The sequence below is a fragment of the Methanogenium organophilum genome, from assembly GCF_026684035.1.
Lineage (GTDB): Archaea > Halobacteriota > Methanomicrobia > Methanomicrobiales > Methanomicrobiaceae > Methanogenium > Methanogenium organophilum.
Genome location: NZ_CP113361.1, coordinates 812,235 through 833,476 on the forward strand (window position 1 = coordinate 812,235; position 21,242 = coordinate 833,476).

General features: G+C 54.0%; 22 protein-coding genes. 3 read left to right on the plus strand and 19 right to left on the minus strand.

What is annotated here, in order from left to right; genetic code table 11:
• Positions 1-63 precede the first annotated feature (63 nt).
• The 4 genes from OU421_RS04210 to OU421_RS04225 form a co-directional block, all read right to left on the minus strand.
• Entirely contained in the window at positions 64-519 is a 456-nt protein-coding gene (locus tag OU421_RS04210; RefSeq protein WP_268187360.1) for a nucleoside deaminase, read from the minus strand.
• Between the two features lie 97 nt (positions 520-616).
• Complete coding sequence (locus OU421_RS04215; RefSeq protein WP_268187361.1) at positions 617-2,632, minus strand: DEAD/DEAH box helicase; 2,016 nt, start codon at positions 2,630-2,632, stop codon at positions 617-619.
• A complete protein-coding gene (locus tag OU421_RS04220) occupies positions 2,629-3,438 on the minus strand; it encodes a DUF7839 domain-containing protein (protein ID WP_268187362.1) in 810 nt (269 codons plus the stop codon). Before OU421_RS04220 ends, OU421_RS04215 begins: the two co-directional genes overlap by 4 nt.
• Positions 3,422-3,934, minus strand: coding sequence for an ArsR family transcriptional regulator (locus tag OU421_RS04225; RefSeq protein WP_268187363.1), 513 nt, complete (start codon positions 3,932-3,934; stop codon positions 3,422-3,424). The genes OU421_RS04220 and OU421_RS04225 overlap by 17 nt, the downstream gene beginning before the upstream one ends.
• Before the next feature lie 59 nt (positions 3,935-3,993).
• Here OU421_RS04225 and hypF point away from each other — a divergent pair, with 59 nt between their 5' ends.
• Positions 3,994-6,207: a carbamoyltransferase HypF gene (hypF, locus tag OU421_RS04230; protein ID WP_268187364.1), complete on the plus strand. Its 2,214-nt coding sequence runs from the start codon at positions 3,994-3,996 to the stop codon at positions 6,205-6,207.
• A 23-nt stretch (positions 6,208-6,230) separates the two neighbouring features.
• Here the strand turns inward: hypF and OU421_RS04235 are convergent, their stop codons facing one another.
• The 13 genes from OU421_RS04235 to OU421_RS04295 all read right to left on the minus strand — a co-directional run bounded on the left by OU421_RS04235 (position 6,231) and on the right by OU421_RS04295 (position 15,560).
• Positions 6,231-6,626 carry a response regulator gene (locus OU421_RS04235; RefSeq protein ID WP_268187365.1) on the minus strand — a complete coding sequence of 132 codons (396 nt, stop codon included), beginning with the start codon at positions 6,624-6,626 and terminating at the stop codon, positions 6,231-6,233.
• 237 nt (positions 6,627-6,863) lie between these two features.
• Entirely contained in the window at positions 6,864-8,042 is a 1,179-nt protein-coding gene (locus tag OU421_RS04240) for a hypothetical protein (RefSeq protein ID WP_268187366.1), read from the minus strand.
• Positions 8,043-8,168: 126 nt separating this feature from the next.
• Positions 8,169-8,540, minus strand: coding sequence for a cupin domain-containing protein (locus OU421_RS04245; RefSeq protein ID WP_268187367.1), 372 nt, complete (start codon positions 8,538-8,540; stop codon positions 8,169-8,171).
• On the minus strand, positions 8,537-9,373 hold the full coding sequence (locus tag OU421_RS04250) for a DUF6159 family protein (protein WP_268187368.1): 837 nt from the start codon (positions 9,371-9,373) through the stop codon (positions 8,537-8,539). The genes OU421_RS04245 and OU421_RS04250 overlap by 4 nt, the downstream gene beginning before the upstream one ends.
• A gap of 111 nt (positions 9,374-9,484) precedes the next feature.
• Positions 9,485-9,793 (minus strand): 50S ribosomal protein P1, encoded by a 309-nt coding sequence (gene rpl12p, locus OU421_RS04255; protein ID WP_268187369.1) that lies wholly within the window; start codon positions 9,791-9,793, stop codon positions 9,485-9,487.
• 24 nt (positions 9,794-9,817) lie between these two features.
• Entirely contained in the window at positions 9,818-10,666 is an 849-nt protein-coding gene (locus OU421_RS04260) for a 50S ribosomal protein L10 (protein ID WP_268187370.1), read from the minus strand.
• On the minus strand, positions 10,666-11,310 hold the full coding sequence (locus tag OU421_RS04265; protein ID WP_268187371.1) for a 50S ribosomal protein L1: 645 nt from the start codon (positions 11,308-11,310) through the stop codon (positions 10,666-10,668). Before OU421_RS04265 ends, OU421_RS04260 begins: the two co-directional genes overlap by 1 nt.
• 57 nt (positions 11,311-11,367) lie before the next feature.
• A complete protein-coding gene (locus OU421_RS04270; RefSeq protein WP_268187372.1) occupies positions 11,368-11,844 on the minus strand; it encodes a 50S ribosomal protein L11 in 477 nt (158 codons plus the stop codon).
• Positions 11,845-11,961: 117 nt separating this feature from the next.
• The gene (locus OU421_RS04275) at positions 11,962-12,441 is read right to left on the minus strand and encodes a transcription elongation factor Spt5 (RefSeq protein WP_407659790.1); all 480 of its coding nucleotides are present in this window, start codon (positions 12,439-12,441) and stop codon (positions 11,962-11,964) included.
• Entirely contained in the window at positions 12,441-12,623 is a 183-nt protein-coding gene (locus OU421_RS04280) for a protein translocase SEC61 complex subunit gamma (RefSeq protein ID WP_268187374.1), read from the minus strand. Before OU421_RS04280 ends, OU421_RS04275 begins: the two co-directional genes overlap by 1 nt.
• An 8-nt stretch (positions 12,624-12,631) precedes the next feature.
• Positions 12,632-13,738 carry a cell division protein FtsZ gene (gene ftsZ / locus OU421_RS04285; protein WP_268187375.1) on the minus strand — a complete coding sequence of 369 codons (1,107 nt, stop codon included), beginning with the start codon at positions 13,736-13,738 and terminating at the stop codon, positions 12,632-12,634.
• Positions 13,735-15,066 carry a D-aminoacyl-tRNA deacylase gene (locus tag OU421_RS04290; RefSeq protein ID WP_268187376.1) on the minus strand — a complete coding sequence of 444 codons (1,332 nt, stop codon included), beginning with the start codon at positions 15,064-15,066 and terminating at the stop codon, positions 13,735-13,737. The genes ftsZ and OU421_RS04290 overlap by 4 nt, the downstream gene beginning before the upstream one ends.
• Entirely contained in the window at positions 15,063-15,560 is a 498-nt protein-coding gene (locus OU421_RS04295) for a TIGR00725 family protein (protein ID WP_268187377.1), read from the minus strand. The genes OU421_RS04290 and OU421_RS04295 overlap by 4 nt, the downstream gene beginning before the upstream one ends.
• Before the next feature lie 114 nt (positions 15,561-15,674).
• On the opposite strand from OU421_RS04295, the gene ileS reads away from it, so the two are divergent.
• Positions 15,675-18,845 (plus strand): isoleucine--tRNA ligase, encoded by a 3,171-nt coding sequence (gene ileS, locus OU421_RS04300; RefSeq protein ID WP_268187378.1) that lies wholly within the window; start codon positions 15,675-15,677, stop codon positions 18,843-18,845.
• Positions 18,846-18,948: 103 nt separating this feature from the next.
• On the opposite strand, the gene OU421_RS04305 is transcribed toward ileS, so the two are convergent.
• Positions 18,949-19,683: a tRNA(His) guanylyltransferase Thg1 family protein gene (locus OU421_RS04305; protein ID WP_268187379.1), complete on the minus strand. Its 735-nt coding sequence runs from the start codon at positions 19,681-19,683 to the stop codon at positions 18,949-18,951.
• A gap of 67 nt (positions 19,684-19,750) precedes the next feature.
• Positions 19,751-20,023, minus strand: a complete 273-nt coding sequence (locus OU421_RS04310; protein WP_326493523.1) for a PRC-barrel domain-containing protein — start codon at positions 20,021-20,023, stop codon at positions 19,751-19,753.
• Positions 20,024-20,066: 43 nt separating this feature from the next.
• Between OU421_RS04310 and OU421_RS04315 the strand changes: the two genes are divergently transcribed.
• Positions 20,067-21,242: a CBS domain-containing protein gene (locus OU421_RS04315; protein ID WP_268187380.1), complete on the plus strand. Its 1,176-nt coding sequence runs from the start codon at positions 20,067-20,069 to the stop codon at positions 21,240-21,242.

The window sequence follows — 21,242 nt, forward strand, 5'->3', positions numbered from 1 at the left end:
CTTCTGCGGGGGTAGGTAGTGGGTCATGCAAAGGGACCTGAAAGGACGAACAGTGTCATAGCCTCACAAGGTTCCGATATCCTCATTCCAGATGTCGGGGTGGGCGGTAATGTACTCGGTCATCATCTGTATCAGTTCATCCAGACAGAGATTCACCACCGCAATCCCTTTCTCCCGCAGGAACGCCTCTGCACCAGCAAAATTGACAGACTCCCCTACAACGACTTTCGGGATCCCAAACTGGACAACCGCTCCGGCACAGAGATAGCAGGGCATGAGTGTGGAGTACAGAACCGTGTCCCCGTACCGCCCGATTCTCCCCCCGTTCCTGATACAGTCTATTTCTGCATGCATCAGCGGATCATTGTCCTGCACCCGCCGGTTGTGCCCTTTCGCAATAATGACACCATCGCGGACAAGCGCTGCCCCGATGGGTATGCCCCCTTCGGACATACTCCGTTTCGCCTCGTCAATCGCTACCTGCATAACTCTGAGATCTTCGTCCAGAGAATAACACATCCGTTAGCGTCAGTTTAGAAAGCAAAAACGGATATATTCTTCCAATCCGGTGAGGACCGGAAGGAGGGGTGCATCATCCGGTTGCTGCCCTCGTTCCTTAGTCCTCTTCATCTTCCGCACAATCAAGTTCTGCGACAATCGCAAGGGGATCCTTCACTTTCCGAACCATCTTGAGTATCCGTGAAAGACGCTCAATACCGATGAAATGCTCAGCCATCACATGACCCAAAGGAGAGAGCACAATCCTGCCTTTCCGTTCGTGAATGTAACCCTCCTTCTCCAGGAGGGGCCAGACATCCTCAAGCTCTCCAACCATGCTGCTACAGATCTCTGTAAGACACTTCCGCTCACCGCCGCAGACCACCGCATTCGCAACATACTCTTCTGATGATCCTTCAACATCATAGACAGGGGCAACCTCCTCCATCTCTCCTTTCAGGAGGCGGATTGCAACCTCCTCTTCCGTCCCACCGCCGGACTCCCGTGAATAAACACCGCCGGGTTCCGCGAGGATCACGACCTTTCCCAGGTCATGGAAATCCGGCCGGCCGGCCCGGCCCATCATCTGGGAGAACTCCTGCACCTTCAGCCATGAGATGCCCATCGCAAGGGCGTCAAAGATTACCTGGGATGCGGGAAAGTCAACACCTGCCGCAAGTGCCGCTGTGGTCACAACCGCCGCAATCTCCCCCTTCTCAAACATCTTCTCCACCTGACGCCGCTCTTTTGCAGACAGTCCCGCATGATAGGCCATCGCCTTCTTTCCGATCGCGTCTGCCACTGTATGGCAGCGGGCCCGTGAATTGGTGAAGACGATCGTCTGTCCCTTGAACCCCTTGGACGAGGTCTTCTGGAACTCCTCATATACCATCTTTTTAATGAGACTGATCTTCTCTTTTCGCTCGGTAAAGATGAGATGACGTTCAAGACCCACCGGCCGCTCATCATACCGGACAAGTTCACTACGCAGTTTATTTGCCAGGAGGGACGGCGACCCGATGGTGGCACTCAAAAAGAGGAACTGCGCATGCGGGGCGACATGCCGTAAGCGTGCAATCAGTCCATCAAGCCGATGGCCCCGTTCTGCATCCTCGAGCATCTGCACCTCATCAATGACAACCGTCCCCACCTTTGACAGGGTCCGACCCATCCGCAGGTGATGGTCCACCCCCTCATAGGTGCCGACAATGATATCAGACTTCATGCTGCGCCGGGCCTTCACCCGCGTTTCAGGAATGTGAATTCGTGAAACACCCGTCAAAAGGGAGACATTCAGAAAATCGCCGTATCGTTCAGAAAAACGGCGGTATTTCTGGTTTGCAAGAGCCACAAGCGGAACCAGGAAGAGCATCGCCCCACGGTCTTCACTGTGATTTTTAATCCCTGCCATCTCACCGATAAAGGTTTTGCCGCTTGCGGTTGCTGCGACCACCAGTTGGTCTTTGCCCCGCAGAAGACCGGCATCAACACAGAGCTGCTGAACCGGCATCAGGCGCTCCACTCCTGACGCGTCCACAAATTCTTTCGGCAACGGGAGTGTGGCAAGTGGCTGTGTCTTCCGTATTGCATGGGGTTCAAGCCGGTCAAAGAGCGTCTGTGAAGGAGCGGCTCCCTCAGGCTGTAGCATCCCGAAGACCCGGTCAAGATCCCGGTACATCTCCAGCATATGCTCCAGATGGCCGATGGACTTCACTCCCATCCCCCCCAGATAACCAGCCTCACGACGAAGTTCATTGCGGGCACAGCCCAGACAGATCTGCTCACGCCCATACTTCACCGCGTTCTTTGCTTTCAGGGGCGTAATCCGGTCACCCAAAAGACAGGTCCGACAGACACGGATCACCGTGACCGGGATCTGCAGGTCACTACACATGGAATGAAACGCCTCATCTTCTCCGGTGAGATAGATCTTCTCACGTCGGAATTCCCTGAGCAGATCTTTGGTTGGGATATGCCGCGGCTGCCGCCTGCCTGCCTCACGGTAGCGGAATGATTTCGGACGATATCCCTTGCCGGTCTTTGAAAGTTCAAGATCACCGGTGCCGGATACACGCCGGCCATCATAAAAATAAAGGCGGTAGGAACCCCGCCGTGGATTAACAATAATACTCATGCAATGCTCAAATCGCAGATCTCATAGGAAAGACCCACACCCTCAAGCCGTTTTAGGAAACCGGTGAACTCTTCATCAACGATGACCATCGCACAGTTGATGCCATGGAATGCTGCCTCAACAACACCTTCGCGGGCCCCAAAGAAGGCATCTTCAGTTACCCCGACACTCTTCAGGAGCACCTTTGCTTCAAGGCCGACTGCACCGATATAATCCATATCTTCAAGAGCGTCAAGCAAACGGTCAGGAGAGACACTGCGTGACCCTCCCCGCTGGATACGCGGCACCTTACAGACACGAACAGCACCCTCTTCGAGGGTGATGATACCGGAGAGTTTTGCTACTCCAACATCTTCGCCGGGTTTTGCAGCATCCGTTACCTCACCCATCGCAGTCTGCTCGCTTTTTGCTGCATACAAAAGACCGCCCTTCATAAAGACACCAACCGTGTCTCCTTTTGCAAGGGGCTCTTTTGCTATCGCAGTCCATACTGATACCTCCTGAATGACATCGGTTGTGACATACTTCAGGTAATTATCAAGTGTTTCAGCAGTATTCGTTACCCACTCCACACCCTTCTTTGTGACATTGTACCGGCCCCTGCCGTTTGAATTCACAAATCCGTCATCCACCATTTCACGGATATATTCGCTGACTGCCTGTGGAGTAACACCCATCTTTGCGGCAATTTCCTGCTGGCGTACAGAGGGTTGGTGAGCGGCAATCTCCACTAAGATCTGAAAGCGGGTTGCCTCGCGTTTGCTTTTTAGCACAGTATGATCCGGATCATCACTGTGATTCTTCAAGCAGTACCAGCCCCTGGCCCTTCACATCAAGATTTGGCATCCGTTTTGCAAGGCCCTTGATGTAAACCGGACTCACTTTGTATTTGCGTGCGAGGTCATTGTATGACGTTGAACCTGACCGCACATCCTGTTCAAGGTTGTCCACCATGCTTCGCAATTCTTCATCTGTTGATGTCGAAATGTAGAGCAGATCTCCAAGGTCCTCCATGGAGCACTGGAATCCTGCCCGGAAACGACTGTATGTTGTTTTATATTCTTTAGAGGGCCGCTCCCCCGGTTGCGGCATCCGCCACTGTTCCTCAATCAGATTCCCTTTCTTCAGAAGTGCGAGGCATTCTGCTATGCAGTCGGTGCCTATTTCGTCACATATCTCTGCTTCGGTCATCCATTGTTTTGAAAGGAGGTCATAGGCTTTCTTGAATTTTGAGTTGTTAAATGTAACAATGAGAGGAACGATTTCGAGGGGATCATTAATGATTCTGTTATGCCCTGTCAACGTAAAAACCCATGTAATATAAGACGTATAAAACAATAAAGATTCTCTAGACATAAAATATGCAAATCAAAGGGAAAATATCAATTAAAGGTATCGTTCAGGGGGTAGGATTTCGTCCCTTTGTCTATAAAACCGCTCAAGACCTCGGAATGCACGGCACTGTCCGCAACCTTGGGAGTGAGGTGCGGGTGCATGCAGAAGGAACCAACTTTGAAGAATTTGTGCGTCGCCTCTCCTCCGGCACTCCCCTCTCCCGCATCGACTCTGTTACCGTGACCGATTCAGATGAACCCGTCCCGGCAGAATTTGTCATCCTCGAGAGTGCGGCCGGCACCCTGTCCGGCTTCATTCCGGCAGACGTGGCCACCTGCGACGAGTGCATCAAAGACATCTTTACCCGCGGCGGCCGGTACGAGGGCTACTGGGCCACCTCCTGCGTGAACTGCGGCCCCCGCTACAGTATCATCTGCGCCCTCCCCTATGATCGGGAACGCACGCGCATGGACGCATTCCCTATGTGCGGGGCATGCGAAGGCGAGTACACCGACCCGGCATCCCGCCGCCATCATGCACAGACCATTGCCTGTGCCGACTGCGGGCCGAAACTCTCTCTTTTGCACCCCGACGGCACCACCGTTCCGGGCGAACCCCTCCATACCGCCGCATCCCTCCTGGACAATGGTGCCGTTGTTGCCATCCGCGGCCTGGGCGGATTTCATATTGCCTGCACCGCTGAAGCGGCAGGACGACTGAAGGGAGCCCTCGGGCGTCCCGAACAGCCGCTCGCCGTGATGGCCACCGCAGATGAAATCCGCCGGGTGGCCCGGATATCCCCGGCGGAATGGGAACTACTCAACGGCCCCGCTCATCCCATCGTCGTTCTCCCGAAAAAAAACCCACAGGCCCTGAATGACATATCCAAACTCCATACCATCGGTTGCATGCTCCCCTATACTGCCCTTCACCATCTGCTCTTCGCACATCTCACCAATCCAATGCTTGTGATGACGAGCGCCAATGCACCGGGATACCCCATGATCACCGATACCCGCGAGGCATGCGAGAGACTCGGCGGGCATGTGGACTACATCCTCACCCACAACCGGGTCATCCAGAACCGGTGCGACGACTCGGTGGTGCGCGACGGTAAGATCATCCGCCTCTCCCGCGGCCTTGCACCAAAACGTGAGCGCTGCGACCTGGGAGATGCCTGCATCCTTGGCACCGGCCCGGAACTCAATGCAAACATCTCCATCTACCAGGGCGGTTTCTGCGTTACATCACCCCATGTAGGCAATGTACGCAACCCACCCACTCTTGCATACCTGAAAGAGACCGTTGAACGAACTGCGCACCTTCTGGGTGCCGGATTCGATGTGATCGCACACGACCTGCACCCACAGTTCCTCTCCACCCGGTATGCACAGGAGCTTGCAGAGGAAACAGGAGCCACCCTGGTGCCGGTGCAGCACCACAAGGCACACATCGCCGCTGCGAATCCCGGTCCATGTATCGGCATCGCCATAGACGGAGTCGGATACGGCGAAGACGGGACAGTCTGGGGAGGAGAGGTATTTGCAGGCGCCGTCCCGGACTTCACCCGTGTCGGCCACCTGGAACCGGTGATGATGCCGGGAGGAGACCTTGCCACCAGGTATCCGGAGCGTATGCTCTACGGCATCCTCCCCGAAGAAGAAACCGCAGACCTTCTCGCATCCCGCGGATGGGATGCGACCACCTTAGGTGTCCTTCAAAAACAGGTAGAACGGCAGTTCAATATCACCATTTCGTCAAGCACCGGCAGGGTTCTCGATGCGGCAGCAGCACTCCTCGGTGTCTGTCGGGAACGGACCTTTGACGGAGAACCGGCACAGGTGCTTGAGACCACGGCTATACCGGGCACTGCCTCTCTCTGGGAGCGTGAATTTATTCAGGAGCAGGGAAGAACCATCCTCTCCACCTCCGCTCTGCTCAGGGAGGCATTCTCCCGGATGAAAACAGAACAGACTGCAGACATCGCAGCATCTTTCCAGCAGACTCTTGCAACAGGCATCGCCGAGATAGCAGTGATGGCTGCCGAAGAAAGACAGTATAAAAAGATTGCCCTGAGTGGCGGCGTGGCATATAACCAGGCAATCGAGTCTGCCATCCGCAAAACGGTTGTGGCATCAGGCCATGAATATATTCTCAATACCGATTATCCTCTCGGGGATGGGTGCATATCATACGGGCAGTGTGTTTGGGCAGGCACCACCCTGAAACAGGGAAAATAATTGAATTGAAAGGGTTTAAGGAGTCAATTTCTGATTTCAAGCACGCGTTCAAGAATATTACGGAGGTTGACAGAACGATAGGGTTTCTTCAGTACTCCTAAAAATCCCTGGCAATACAGGTCATCGTAGCTCTTTTCCGAGATTAAACCGCTCGTTACAATGGCACGCACTTCCGGATCAATAGCCTTCAGCTTGCCAATTGCCTCCGTTGCACCCATCCCCTCAGGAACAGTAATATCCATAATCACTGCATCATACGGATTTCCCGCATCAAATTCCCTGCGGTATTCCTCAACGGCAGTCTCGCCGTCCGGAGTTGCCATCGGAGAGTACCCCATCTTTTCAAGAAGGATGCAGGTAATCGTTCGGATATTCTCCTCATCATCCATTACGAGGATTTTTCCATTTTTCTCTTTCATACCCCTTTCATTCCACCCGTTATATTGGCAGATCCATTTTCATGGATATCTGCGCCGGCCATCACACACGAATACGACATGCTCTATTGCATATCAGATTCGTTCACAAAATATGCATATCAAACATATAAAGGTTTCCACAATGTGGAGCCACGGCCAGAGAAGATATAACCCAGAACAATCATCCCCACCCCATAACCCATAAAAAGGGATGTCATGACGCAGCACCCGGACAGTTTATCCAACAAACCAGATGAGAACCGCCGCACCAAGGAGAATCAGCGCACCCCCACCAGCCCGCCGGAGTGCCTGCCGGGATTCCAGCCGCATCACCGACATACGTTCCGGAGAAAACCCGGCAACAGCAGCAGCGATTATCACGACAAGCGGCAGAACAAACATAAGATTATAGAGCGCCAGGAGCCCTGCCGCCGCATAGACATCCACACCGGAGAGCATGGCAAGGATGGCGAGATAGACACCCCCGGTGCATGGGAGTTCAATAAGGGAAACCACGACACCGGCAAGGAATGCAGACATTATCCCCCCCCGTGCGGCAATCTGCCGGACGGAAGCGAGAAGAGAGACAGAAATATGGAAATGTCCCGGACCTGCAGCACGGAAAGAATCCACGAGCATAATCCCCCCAAAAATAATTGCAATGAACCCCGCTGCACAGGAAAAATAGAATGAAAATCCAACAATACGCACCGCAGAAAGGACGCCAAACCCGGAGATGAAGTACATCAGATAGATGCCCACCACATACGCAGCCCCGAACCGGAGCATCTGCAGACTTCCCCCCGCCCCCACGAGGGTGAGAAGAAGAAAGATGAGAACTGCCACCGCACAGGGATTTATGCCGTCCACGAGGCCCGCCACAATGACCACCCATACCGGTGGAAGAGCAGGTGAATATACAGCCGGAGCAGATGAAGAGAGAGAAGAAACAGCTGAAGAATTCAAAGGAGAAATCGTTGGTGAAGAAGAAGGCAAAGGAGTGACAGGCAATAGGGCAGACGCCACACCGGGAGCCGACCCTTCTTCTGTTTCAGACCCCCGCAGACAGGATGCAAGGTGATCCGGAAGATCCGCCGAGATGGCACGATACCCCTCAAAGAACATACCATCACTGAGAAACACTGTCGGATACCTCGGATAGGAATTGCCATATGCCTCGCCATACCGGAAGAAGAGCGATTCATTCTCTGTACCCCCGGAGACACTATACGTCAGGACGCTGACCGACGGATATTCATCTGCAATAGCATCCATAACAGGCAGCGCCTTGATGCAGGCAGCACAGTGCTCGGTATAAAAAAACGCAGCAGTCAGATTATCCCCAGAGGTTGTGTTCACCGGAAGAAAGGCACCGCCGAAACCCGGAAGAAGGCCTGCGCAGAAGAAAACAATCATTAAAACGGGGAGAAATCTCCGGCAGTCACGCCACCCTGTAATGCTGCCTCCCGCCTCAGCCATCATATCCAGTTGTTGTACCCAGGAGATAAGCATGGCGATAACGGGCCGTCATCAAAACAGGATTCAGCCCACCCGTTCGTCACCGTCTGCCACCCACATCGGGTCAACGATTGCGAGAAATATGAGGCGCTCCACACCGGTATTTTCAATATACTGCACCGCACCCACTGGAATATACACCGCCTGACCGGCACACACGGGTTCCGTTTCACCCCCGATATGCATCACACCCGTGCCTGAAAGGATATAGTACACCTCATGAGACCCAGTGAGACGATGTGAATACGACACCTCTCCCGGCTCCAGATACGCATGGGCAAGGCTGAACCGGACACCAACACCACCAGAGAAATGAGAGGGGTGCAGGAGTTCACAGAGATGAGTCCCGTCCCGCGCATCAGTGACCGGGCATTCAGCCAGATCCCGGATGATCACCGGAGCGACCCCTTTGGCACAAAGGCATCCTCAACAAGGGACCGATCAATCGCATCCGGCACCACTCCGGTCGTTGCATACCGATACATAATGGCAACAAATATGCCCTGGAGTGCACCGTAGAGGACAGCAGATACCACCCAGAGGAGGAGCGCCACCCCGATAATTCCGACACCAACCTCAAATGAACCGGCCATGGCGGCAACCAAACCCACAAGCAGCAGAAGAACCGCAGGGATAAAGATCAGGCCCAGCGAGAATGAACCCACAACGGTCTCGCCCCAGGTTGATCTGAAGAGTTTCCATGACCGCTGGATCGCAGCAAGACCACCCACATCATCCACCACGATCACCGGAATCACAAAGAATGTTGCAAGTGACCAGGCCGCACCGAGAAGGGCAGATGCAAGTGATGCGAGAAGATTGTCCCCGTCACCGCGGATGAGGCGCAGGATGAGACCCACCGTTGCTGCAATAAGCGTCCACGAGAGTATTTTTCCGATACGTGCGGAGGCCGCATGAATGCCATCCATAAACGTCGGATCCCTGCCATCCAGACGAATCAGAGCACAGCTTACGAGGGCCGTGTTGAAGTAGATGACAATGAAGTAACTCACGACATAGAAAAGGAACAGAAGGACATACAGGAGAAACGACCCACCCGCATATGATTCAGAGAGAATACCTGAGAAGGCAAGCGGCAGAAGAAACGTTGCAACTACAAGGAGAGTGACAATCCCCGAGAGAATGGGAAAGAGTATCATCTCCCGGTCTTTTTTGAGTATACCAAAGGTTTCCTGAAATAACCGAAACCCACGACTGATACGTGACATAAATAAGCATCAGACGTCAGAACATAAATGAATCACGATATTTGCCCGAGAATAATGAGCAGGCAGGAAAAAGAACCAGAAACAACTGTTGAAGCGAAAAGAAAAAAAGGTTTAGCCGAAGAGAGCACCGAGACCGGCCATGCCGCCCTCTTCGTCCTCTGCTTCTTCTTCCTCTGCCTCTTCCTCTTCTGCAGGTGCTGCCTCAGCTGCTGCTGCCGGTGCTGCTGCTGCAACTGCCGGTGCTGCTGCTGCCTTTGCGACAGCCTCCTCAATGTCAACACCGTCGAGTGCTGCGACGAGTGCCTTTACACGGGAGTCCTCAACTTCGATGCCTGCTGCTGCCAGAACTGCGGTAACAGCGTCTTCGGTAACTTCCTTTCCTGCGTTGTGCAGGACAAGTGCTGCGTAGATGTATTCCATTTCGTATTCACCTCAATTGTGATATTATTCAGTCATCCCTTTCAGGGCTTTTGCCTGAAGTGATGCACGTCCGATAATCAGTTCAACAATGTCTTTCGAATATATTGCGGCCTCAACACCAAGGTTGCGGGCTTCGCCTGCAGCCTTTGCAATGATTGGCTCAATCGTCTGTGCAGTCGGATAGGCTGCGTAGACACCGAGATTGAATGCCTGCTGGGCTGCCAGAACCACATTGTTGTAATATTCAGTCTCATCGATTGCCAACGTGGACGGCTCATAGAATGTGCCATCGTAGAAGGCCACCTGAAGGCTCAGACCGACGTCAATCGGACGGATATCAAGCTTGGACAGGACATCAGCCTGCTTTGCGTTGATCTCCTCTCCTGCTTTGACGAAGACCTTCCTCTCACGGATGACAACCTTTCCGCCTTCAATAGCAGCAGGAAGACCTGCCTGCTGGAAGACTCCGACGATGGGGCCCGGCTTAAAGCTGGTGGGACCCTTCTCAATGACAATGTCCTCAGGGGCAATATCGCCGGGGCGTGCCACCATCTTGGTCATCGTCTGCTGGAGCTTCTTGTACAGCTGGAACGGATTGTCGTTTGTGTAAATCAGTGCACTCTGCCCGTCAATGTATGAATTGATGCCGTCAATCGGCTCACCCATGCTTCCAAAGGCGTGCTCGACGAGAGTGTTTCGCGTCATCCGCAGGACAGCCTTGCCCCTAAGGTCACGGCGCATCTCCTGCATCTGCTTTGCGGGGATACCATGCAGGTCTACAAGACCTGTGAGACGGTATTCGTTCGCAAGCGAGACAATCTGCTCAACTTCATCCTGTTTCCACTGTGGCAGGTGTGTCGTATATAATGCCATTATATAATCCTCACTGCCGGACCCATGGATGTCTTCACATACACTGACCGGATATTCATTGCACCGCTCTCCAGTGACGCCTCAACCCTGTGCAGTACCGCATCGATGTTCTCTGCGAGCGCATCTGCATCCATACCGGCAGAACCGACCTTCACGTGGAAAGTGGTCTTGTCCTTTGTACGGAACTTGACAGATTTGCGCAGACGTTCGACCATGGGGCCGACATCCATCGTTGGCGGAACAGGGGTGGGCATCTTACCGCGGGGACCGAGACGGGTACCGAGCCAGCGACCAACAAGTGGCATGGCAGCGGTTTCTGCGAGGAAGAACCGATATTCGTCCGCAAGTCTGCGGGCTTCACGGGGTTCCCCTCCCAGACGCTCGATCTCTTCAGGTCCGATGATGAGGTCTACACCTACGGCTTTTGCCTGAGTGGTGATATCTCCTTTCCCAAGAACACAGATCTTCTGAGGCTGACCCGTGCCATTTGGAAGAATCATCGTCTCATCAATACGGTTTTTTGGCTGCGCCATGTCGATGTTCCGGAGATTCACTGAAATTTCAATGCTCTCCTCGAACTTCCGTTCAGGCGCGGCCTCCATTGCCGCTTTCACGGCATCCAGAATCTGGACCCTATCAACCATTCATTTCCTCCATAGTTCAACGACCCGTAATACGGATCTTCTATAGGTTTTCATAGTCTATTCACTGAGAATGCTGTCGTATTCGCCTGCATTAATCTTCGGGAAGATCTCCTTTGGATCCATCCCTTCGACCGTGACACCGACACTCACGCACGTCCCGATAACCTCTTTTACGCGGCTTTTCAGGTCGTACGAAATCATATCGTCAGTCTTCATACGGGCAATGCGAACAGCAGCCTCGAGCGGAAGATCCCCTACCTTCTGGGTGTTGGGTTCTCCCGAACCCTTCTCCAGACCGACCTCTTTCATGATGAGGGCAGTGGTGGGCGGGACACCTACGGAAATCGTGAAGTTCTTCTTGTCGTCGACTTCAACGGTCACAGGAACCTGCATACCATTGTAGTCGGCCGTCTTGGCGTTGATCTCGTCAACGACCGCCTTCACATTAATTCCGAGAGGTCCCAGGGCAGGCCCTAATGGAGGGCCGGCTGATGCCTTTCCGCCGGGTACCAATACCTCGACTACTTCTCCCATTGTAATATCACCAGGCCTCGATGCACCTGTAGACAGGTAACACTCAGCGTGGGTCAGTACAGGTCTGCATACTACCACTTAAACCTACGGGCATGCCCGAAAAAAGAGAGAGGAGATCTAATCTTCGGTTGACTTTTCAATAACGCGGACATTATCCCCGCGTACGGTGATGGGGATCGGGACCATCGATTCATACAGTTCAACCGTGATCTCCTCTTTTCCGGAGTCTACACGCTTGACAACAGCTTTTTCGCCTTTGAACGGACCTGCAATAAGCTCGACAATTGTGCCCTCGTCGATGCCGCTCACAGCCGGTTTCGGTTCGAGGAAATGCTCAATCTCAGCGAAGTCAGTTTCACCTTTCACTACGGCACGCGCATTGGGTATCAGGCGAACGAGCTGTTCCATCCGGGCGTACTCATCCGGCGTCTCAATGAAGACATACCCGCGCACTTCATCCGGTGCCATGATCGAGGTGATGACAAATTCATCGTGGTCTTTCATGACCTCGACGATGTCATCGACTACCTTCCGCTCCTTGTTCGCGGTCGTCTTGAGCGCGTAAATCTTGTTTCCGAACTCACTGCTCATTGTCATCACAGGGTGGCAAATGCCATTAGCTCATATACGATAAACCCGATCAGTCCGATGATCAGGATACCCATTGCGGCAACGATTGCGATTTTATTAAATTCTTCACGGGTGGGTGTCCGTGCAAGTTTCAGGACACGCCAGTATTTCTTGAATATTTCTTCATTTACGGTCTTTAAATCAGCCATTGTTATTGTCACCTGAGGAAGTCTATATCAAACTCCGTAGAGGTTCTCTGTTGCGAGAACATCTCACTGCGCCCATAGATCTGCGGCGAGTTTACACCTGTCACGACAAGCATCGTGCGCATCCGGCCCTGCATATCGGGATCCACCTGGGCACCCCAGATGATCCGTGCCTCCGGATCAATGCGTTCATAGACCTCCTGAACCACACCTTCCGCCTCAGACATTGTCATGTCAGGACCGCCGACCACATTGACGAGGGCAGCAGACGCACCCGAGATGTCAACATCAAGGAGCGGGGAACGAAGCGCCTTCTTTACCGAGTCTGCTGCCTTGTCTTCACTGTCACTCTCACCCATCCCGATCATCGCCACACCGCCGCGTTCCATGACTGTCCGGACATCGGCAAAGTCAAGGTTCACAAGACCGGGTTGTGTGATCAGCTCGGTGATACCTTTTACTGCACGCATTAAGACTTCGTCAGATACCTTAAATGCTGCGTGCAGGGGAAGGCGCGGTACAACTTCGAGAAGCCGGTCATTTGGTACGACGATAACGGTGTCTGCAACGTCGCGCAGACGTTCGAGACCCGCTTCAGCATTCTCCATCCGGATCGCACCTTCCGCGGTGAAGGGAAGGGTCACAACCGCAATGGTCAGGGCACCCGTCTCCCGTGCAGATTTTGCGATGACGGGAGCAGAACCGGTGCCGGTGCCGCCGCCAAGTCCGGCGGTGATAAACACCATGTCACAATCCGCCATCGACTGGTTGATCTCCTCAACAGTCTCGAGGGCAGCCTCTTCTCCGACCTGCGGGACTGAACCGGCACCAAGACCACGGGTGCGCTTGCGGCCGATGAGGATTCGTGTGTCTGCTTTCGTTCGAATAAGGTGTTGGGCATCAGTGTTCAGTGCAACGAGGTTCGCACCGTGAATGCCCTCCTCGCTCATTCGTGTCATTGTGTTCGAACCACCGCCGCCGCAGCCAATGACCGCGATCCGTGTCTGAAGGTCTTTGAGGATCTCCTCCAGCTCAAGGTCACGTTCGTTGGACGCGTCAACGATAACTCCGGACTCCTCATTTGTCCGTTTAATTGCCTCTTCTACGATTGATCTCATAGGTAGTTCTCCAATCCCGGGACGTGGATCACCCGTTCAGTCATGAGAGAGACCATTTCCGGCGTAATTATTGTGCCGTCAATCTCGATCTCCTGTCCTGCCGCCAGCCTGCCGAAAAGCGGTCCTTTCGGAACCCCCAGAGTGCATGCTTTTTCCGGGTCGAAACTCATTTTTCGTATGATTAGAGCATCATCGCCGACGTGGGCAGATCCATCGTTGATTAAGATTTTGACGCACGATGATATTAAAAGATGCAGTATTTGTACTTCGTATCTGCTGTAGGTGAGCAAAAACGGCAAGGGTGCGCCCCGGCGGGATATCACCAATACCACAGGCATTTCTGAAACAGAGCGTAAAAACTCACCCTCATTGATTTTTAAAGTATTTTGGAAGATATTTTCAGGAATCTTGACCAAAACAGGCATACCGTCCCCGGAAAGTCCCATCACACGGAGAGAAGCGCCGGGAGCCTCTGCCTCTGCCAAATCCCGCATCAGGATATATCTCGGGAGAGGGATATCCTGCATCATCCGCAGTTCGCTCTCTGAAACACGAGGAATGCCACATTCACGAATGATAGCAGAGATATGCTGCAAAACATCCTTTGAGAGAGCTTTCCGGTCAATATAGGCCGCTTCAGCACCACTCATCGCCACCATCTGCCGAACCATCGCGGCATTCATACCAGCGACTTCACGCGTATGGGCGATATGTCCCCACGCCGCCCTGCTCACAAGCGCAATATCAGTTTCACGTGCCGCATAGTGGTTGCCGCCAAAGCCAATGAGAGGGGTAACATCTCCAGGCCCCTCCGTGAGGACTGAGAACAGGGCATCAGCAACTGCCTCACCGCATTCAGGATTCGTCCATTCAGCCTCAGTACTTCCAATTTCAATGAAAAACGAGGGTGTCGAAAGCCCGGTCGGACCATGGTGCGTCACCTCATAGGAGACGCGAAATCCCTCTGGAGCACGGGGAGCAAGGGCACATAATGCTGCATGCATCCATGCCGGAGCAGCGCGGGAAAGCGTCCGGGGCTCACCCCCCAGTGCCGCATCACCATAGTTCCCGGTGACATGAACTGTCAGGGCAGGAACCGGGTTTTGCGAAGTGTGACGGGAAAGAAAGATAATAAGATCGGCATCTGCACGTTCGTCCAGCATATCTTCATAAATGAGGCGGCCCGGTGCGGTCATAAAGAAGAGGGTGTGCCCTGCCCAGGTGCATTTTTCACCGTCATCCCCTTTTGCTCCGACGCGGGGCGCGAGATGTGCTGCGATATTACAGCCCGCAGGGTCAATTGCCGAATGGATCAGAGCAATCTTCATTGGGACTCTCCGCTTTTCGGTACATTCCCGGTATCGCGTCCTGCTGTGCTGACAGCACGAGCCACTGCCTCCCCGGCATCCATACAGGCCACCACACCGGGGATCTTCCAGGTTTGAATACCAAAGACCGGACAGCCGAGTTTCAGGGCCATCGCAATCTCGGAGAGGGTGCCGTATGCACCGCCCACCGCAATAACCGCTCCCGCTGCAGAGACAACAACCGCATTGCGTGCAATTCCAAGGCCGGTCGGGATAGTGACTGTACAGAAGGGATTTGCCTCCTCCATACCACCAGGGAGAATCCCCACTGCAATCCCACCGGCACCTGTCGCACCACGACAGGCGGCTTCCATCACGCCGCCGCGGCCGCCACAGATGAGGACAGCACCCGCCTGTGCAATTTGTCTGCCCACCTCTTCTGCAGTGAGCTCTTCATCACCTGTACAGCTCGCAGCACCGACGATCGCAATCTGGAGAGGAGGTGTATCATTCATTCGGTATCATCACCTGTATGTCACCCGTTATTCTTCTGTACACATGTACTTTCACGCAAATACCTATCTTTCTGCAGATACAAAATCTCTGGACATATACCCAGAGGAATTATTGTGAGAGAGGTCACGAGCAGTTTTAACGCAGAGGAGGTGGAGGCCGCAGTCCGCTCCTTCTGGGACTCAGACGACATTTACGCACGGGTCAAGGCACAGCATGCGGGAAGCCCTCCCTGGTTCTTTGTGGACGGGCCGCCCTATACCACCGGCTACATCCATCTCGGCACTGCATGGAATAAGATACTCAAGGATACGATTCTGCGCTTCCGCCGCATGCAGGGCTATGACGTCATCGACCGGGCAGGCTATGATATGCACGGCCTCCCCATTGAGGTACGGGTGGAACACGAACTCGGCTTCTCCTCCAAAAAGGACATCGAGACCTATGGCATTGGCAAATTCATTGAAAAATGCAAGGATTTTGCCATCACCCACAAAGAGATCATGTCCGACCAGTTCCGTGAACTGGGCATATGGATGGACTTTACAAACCCCTACCAGACCATCACTCCTGACTATGTGGAGGCGGCATGGTGGACCCTGAAGCGTGCCGAGGAAAAGGGCCTTCTTGACCGCGGGTACCGGGTCGTCAACCTCTGTCCCCGCTGCGAGACAGCTATCGCCGACTCGGAAGTCGAGTACTGGGACGAGACAGACCCATCCATCTTTGTGAAGTTCCCCGTTGAGGGCCACGAGAACGAATATCTTGTCATCTGGACCACCACGCCGTGGACCCTGCCCGCCAATGTAGCGGTTGCGGTCCGCGATGACTTCACCTATGCACGGGTCCGTGCGGTGAAAGAGGGAATTGAAGAGATCCTCTGGATCGGTGAGGAACTGGTCGAGGACGTGCTCAGGAAGGGCCGGTACCAGGACTTTACCATCCTTGAAACTGTCACCGGAGACGCCCTCATCGGCATGCACTACCGCTCACCCCTCGAAGAGCAGGTGCCCGTCCAGAAAGAGGTCGAACACCGGGTCGTCTACGCAGACTTTGTGACAATGGAGAACACCGGTCTTGTGCATATGGCGCCGGGTCACGGGTGGGACGACTCTATTGTGGGGCAGAAGGAAGGACTTGCCTCTCTCTGCCCTGTTGACAATGCAGGCATCTACACCGCTGACGCGGGTATTTTTGCAGGAAAATTCGTCAAGGACGCCGACCGCGATGTGATGGACGCCCTCGGTGATTATCTCCTCGCAGAGAAGAAGATCACCCACCGTTACGGGCATTGCTGGCGGTGCAAGACGCCGATTATCATGATCTCGACAGAACAGTGGTTCCTCGCCGTTCCAAAGATCAAAGAGAAGATGCTCTCCGAGATTGCCCGGGTAAAATGGCAGCCGGACTGGGCAGGTTCTGCGCGGTTCCACGACTTTGTGGCAGACGCCCGCGACTGGTGTATTTCACGCCAGCGCTACTGGGGTATTCCGATCCCGGTATGGCAGTGTGATGCCTGCGATGCCCGGCGGGTATTCGGAACGGTCGCAGAACTCAATGAAGCCGCAGGCACCTCCCTTACCGATCCACACCGCCCATATGTGGATGACGTGACAATTCCCTGCACCTGTGGCGGAACGATGCGCCGGGTCGAAGATATCTTTGATGTCTGGTTCGACTCAGCGATGGCCTCATGGGCCACCCTCGGATTCCCCCGGGAAACTGCAGAGTTCGAGCGGCTCTGGCCGGCGGCGTTCATCACTGAGGGACAGGACCAGACACGCGGATGGTTCTATTCCCAGCTGGGCGCCTCGGTCATTGCCTTTGACCAGGCCCCATACAACACCGTCCTCATGCACGGCTTTGCACTGGATGCCGAGGGGCGCAAGATGAGCAAGTCATTCGGCAATTTCGTGGCGCCCGAAGAAGTGGTTGAAAAGGTCGGGGTGGACGTGCTCCGCCTCTATGTCCTCTCCGCAAGCGCCCCATGGGATGACCTGAAGTTCAACTGGGAAGGCGTCAAGACAACCAACCGAGCCATAAACATCCTCTGGAATGTCTACCGCTTCCCGCTGCCGTATATGATTCTGGACAGCTTTGCACCGGAGACAGCAGCAGACGGCACGTGGAACGGCGAGTATGTCCGGGCACATCTCGCAGAGATGCCTGAAGAGGACCGCTGGATTATTTCCCGCGTCAACACACTTGCCGGACAGGTGGGCGAAGATGTGGAGGCGGGCATGTTCCACAAGGCCACCCGCGCCTGCCTCACCTGCATCCTCGAGGATGTATCCCGCTGGTACGTCCAGCTGGTACGTCCGCGAATGTGGCTGGAGGAGGACGCCCGTGAGAAGCGTGAGGCATACGAGACAATGTACTATGTTATGCGCCGCATCTGCTCGGTTCTGGCACCGTTTGCACCACACATCACCGAGAATATCTATACCAACCTCCGCACGGACGCGGACCCCGAGAGTATCCACATGCTGCCGTGGTTTTCAGGCGACGCTTCACTCATCAATGCAGACCTTGAAACAGCAATGGACATTATCCGTTCCTTTGACGAGGCAGTCGCAACCGCCCGGCAGGAAGGCGGCCGCAAACTCCGCTGGCCAATTGGTGAGGCCTTTGTTCTCACGGACAGCGATGCCGTGGAAACCGCCATCACCGGGATGAACGATCTCGCCTGTCAGCGTGCCAACAGCCAGGCGGTTACCGTTGTACGCGGTTCATGGGACCGCATGGGCTGGGCGGCAGAAGCCGTAATGCGGGGTATCGGCCCCGACTTCGGCAAGGAAGGCCCGAAGGTAAAGGCAGCCATTGAAGCAGCCGACGCCGCCATTCTGAAGGCAGCCATCGAAACAGACGGAGAGGTAACAGTCGGTGATTATACCATCACCGATAAGCACATCGCCTTCTCCGAGAAACTGCCGGAGAACATCTTTGCAGCAGAGATGAAAGACGCCACCGTCTGTGTAGATATCACCCTCACCCCTGCGCTGGAAGGCGAGGGCTTTGCCCGTGAGGTTGTCAGAAGAATTCAGGAGATGCGCCGACAGCTTGACCTGAATGTCGAAGATTTCATTACCGCAGATGTAGCCATCGCGGACGCCCGCGTGTATGGCCTGCTTGCAGGTACGCATGAAGAGGGAATTGCAGGCGAAGTACGGGCCACCACACTCGCCGTCACCCCTGTTGCAGGGGAGAGCATGAGTGACGGTCTCTCGACAGACTGGGATGTGGAAGGGGTCCGGATGACCATTCACATCCGAAAAACCAGCAACTAAACCAAAATGTTCCGGTAATACCGGACGAAACCGGTCCCGGTTTCAGATACATACTATTTTTTTACGAATTCGCGTATCAGCACGATATTGGGATGGACTACCCTCATTCCGGGTAGCCAAGATGTGCACGCAGAAAGGCTTCCCCGTCTGTGTCACTGAAAAGCGGCAGGTCGTCATCGGTGATAACCACCCGGCGCGTTGCAGTGACTGTCTCCTTTGTGACCGGATTATAGCCCTCTTTAATCACCTCAGTGCGGTAACAGGCAATCCCACGCCGTTCCCATGCCGGTGTTTTTGCAAGGTTCACTCCCCGTTCGAACATCATCTCATGCATTGCAGGCCCTTTCATACCACGGAGGGAGCGCGCTGCCTGTGTCGCAGACATCCCCTCTGCGATAAGTGTCTGCTGGCAGTACCCGTTGATGTGGTTACGCCATGCCTCACGCTGGCGCATTGTGAGGTAGGCAATAGTAGCGGAGACATCTGCCAGGATGACGCGCGAGTCAAAAGCGACAGGTTCCGTCAGCCCCAGGATCAGAGTGAGGGCACTTGCCGCATACGAGGCACAGACCGAATCAATCTTCTCCACCCTCCCGCCAAATGGGACTCGGGGGAAGAAGAGAGATATTTCGTCTGAAAATGTGAAGGCAAAGGATGGCTCCATCCCGGATGATGAGAGCAATTGCTCAGAAACCAATGCCATGGCATCCGAAAAGCGCCGGTCAAAAGGCTTTTCAAACCCCATATCACGAGTAAACCGGTGAAACGCCCGTCCATCCAGCCGGACAACAAAGGGCGGAAAAATGGAGAGACTGCTGAATATTTCACGTTCCTGCATACCGGCCACCCCAAAAGTATTCATGCCGGAAGGAACCGGAGAAGATCTCCCTGACCGCCCTGACGCATCAGTCTTCAATGATCTCAGGCCGGGACATGCCCGCGAGGTGGCGAATAATCACAATATCATTAACCGCACGAATGATACGGTACGGAATTTTTACCCCCCTGAAGTTGGTGATGTCAAGCACCTCCTGATTCACGTTCCCCAACGCAAGTGATTCCATCTTTTTCGTATCAACATTGATGATAACGTCGTCCACGTCTCCTACATAGACAGCGTCCTCGGTATACACCTTCATCCCGAACAGCTCGGTTATTGCGCTCTTCATCGTAATCATTTGAAGATATAATCATTAAATATTAAAAATATAATCCATTTCTATGGACGGTTCCTTTGAGATCGGAAAACTGGCAGGTATTCCAATTAAAATTCACTATACGTTCTTTTTGATCATTCCGATCTTTGCAATCATCATCGGAACACAGATTGAACTGACGATATCCCTTGTTGAACAGGTATTCGGCCTCACGGAACCGATTGATGCATCCCTGATCACAGAGGGATTCATGCCATACATCCTTGGCGTTCTCGTATCATTCCTCCTCTTCGTAGGCGTATTTCTCCATGAAATGGCCCATTCGGTGGTTGCTCTCCACAAGGGCATGAAGGTCAGTTCTGTCACCCTCTTCATTTTGGGAGGTGCTTCTGAAATCGAAGACGAGGTCTCGCCCCGACCACGGGATGAACTCCCGATGGCCATCGCGGGCCCCCTGATGAGCCTCTTTATCGGACTCATTTCAGAAGGAATCGCCTACGTAAGCCTTGTTTCCATCCCGGAAACGGCCATTGCAGGTCTCCTCTTCTACATCTTCGGCTACCTTGGGCTGCTCAATATCATCCTCTTCGCCTTCAACCTCCTGCCGGCATTCCCAATGGACGGGGGGCGGGTGCTACGCGCCCTTCTTGCCATCTGGCTTCCGATTGAAAAGGCCACCCGCATCGCCGCCGAAATCGGAAGGGTTGTTGCCATTATATTCGGGATCATCGGCCTCATCACCTTCAATGTAATTCTCATCCTGATTGCAGTCTTCATCTATCTCGGCGCGGGCCAGGAGGTAACCATGATCCGCTACACACAACTGCTTGCGGGTGTTACCGTCCGTGATGCGATGACAAGCCCGGTGACAACCGTGCCCCCGGAGATGCCTATCGCTGATGCCATGAATTTGATGTACTCCACCCGCCACCTCGGGTTTCCGGTAATAGAGCGCGGAGCCCTGGCCGGCATGGTCACTCTGCATGACATCCAGACGGCCTCAGGCATCGACAGGGATGCCCTTCAGGTCCGTGATATCATGACAAGAGAGGTCATCACCATCACACCGGAACGTGACCTATACGATGCCCTGAAAATCCTTGCACCGAACACCATCGGCCGCATACCGGTTGTTGAAAACGGAGAGGTGACTGGCATTGTCACCAGAACAGATATTCTCAAACTGATGGAGATCAGGGAAGTCAGTGGCACCACTACCCGCAGCGTGTTCAGACCGTAA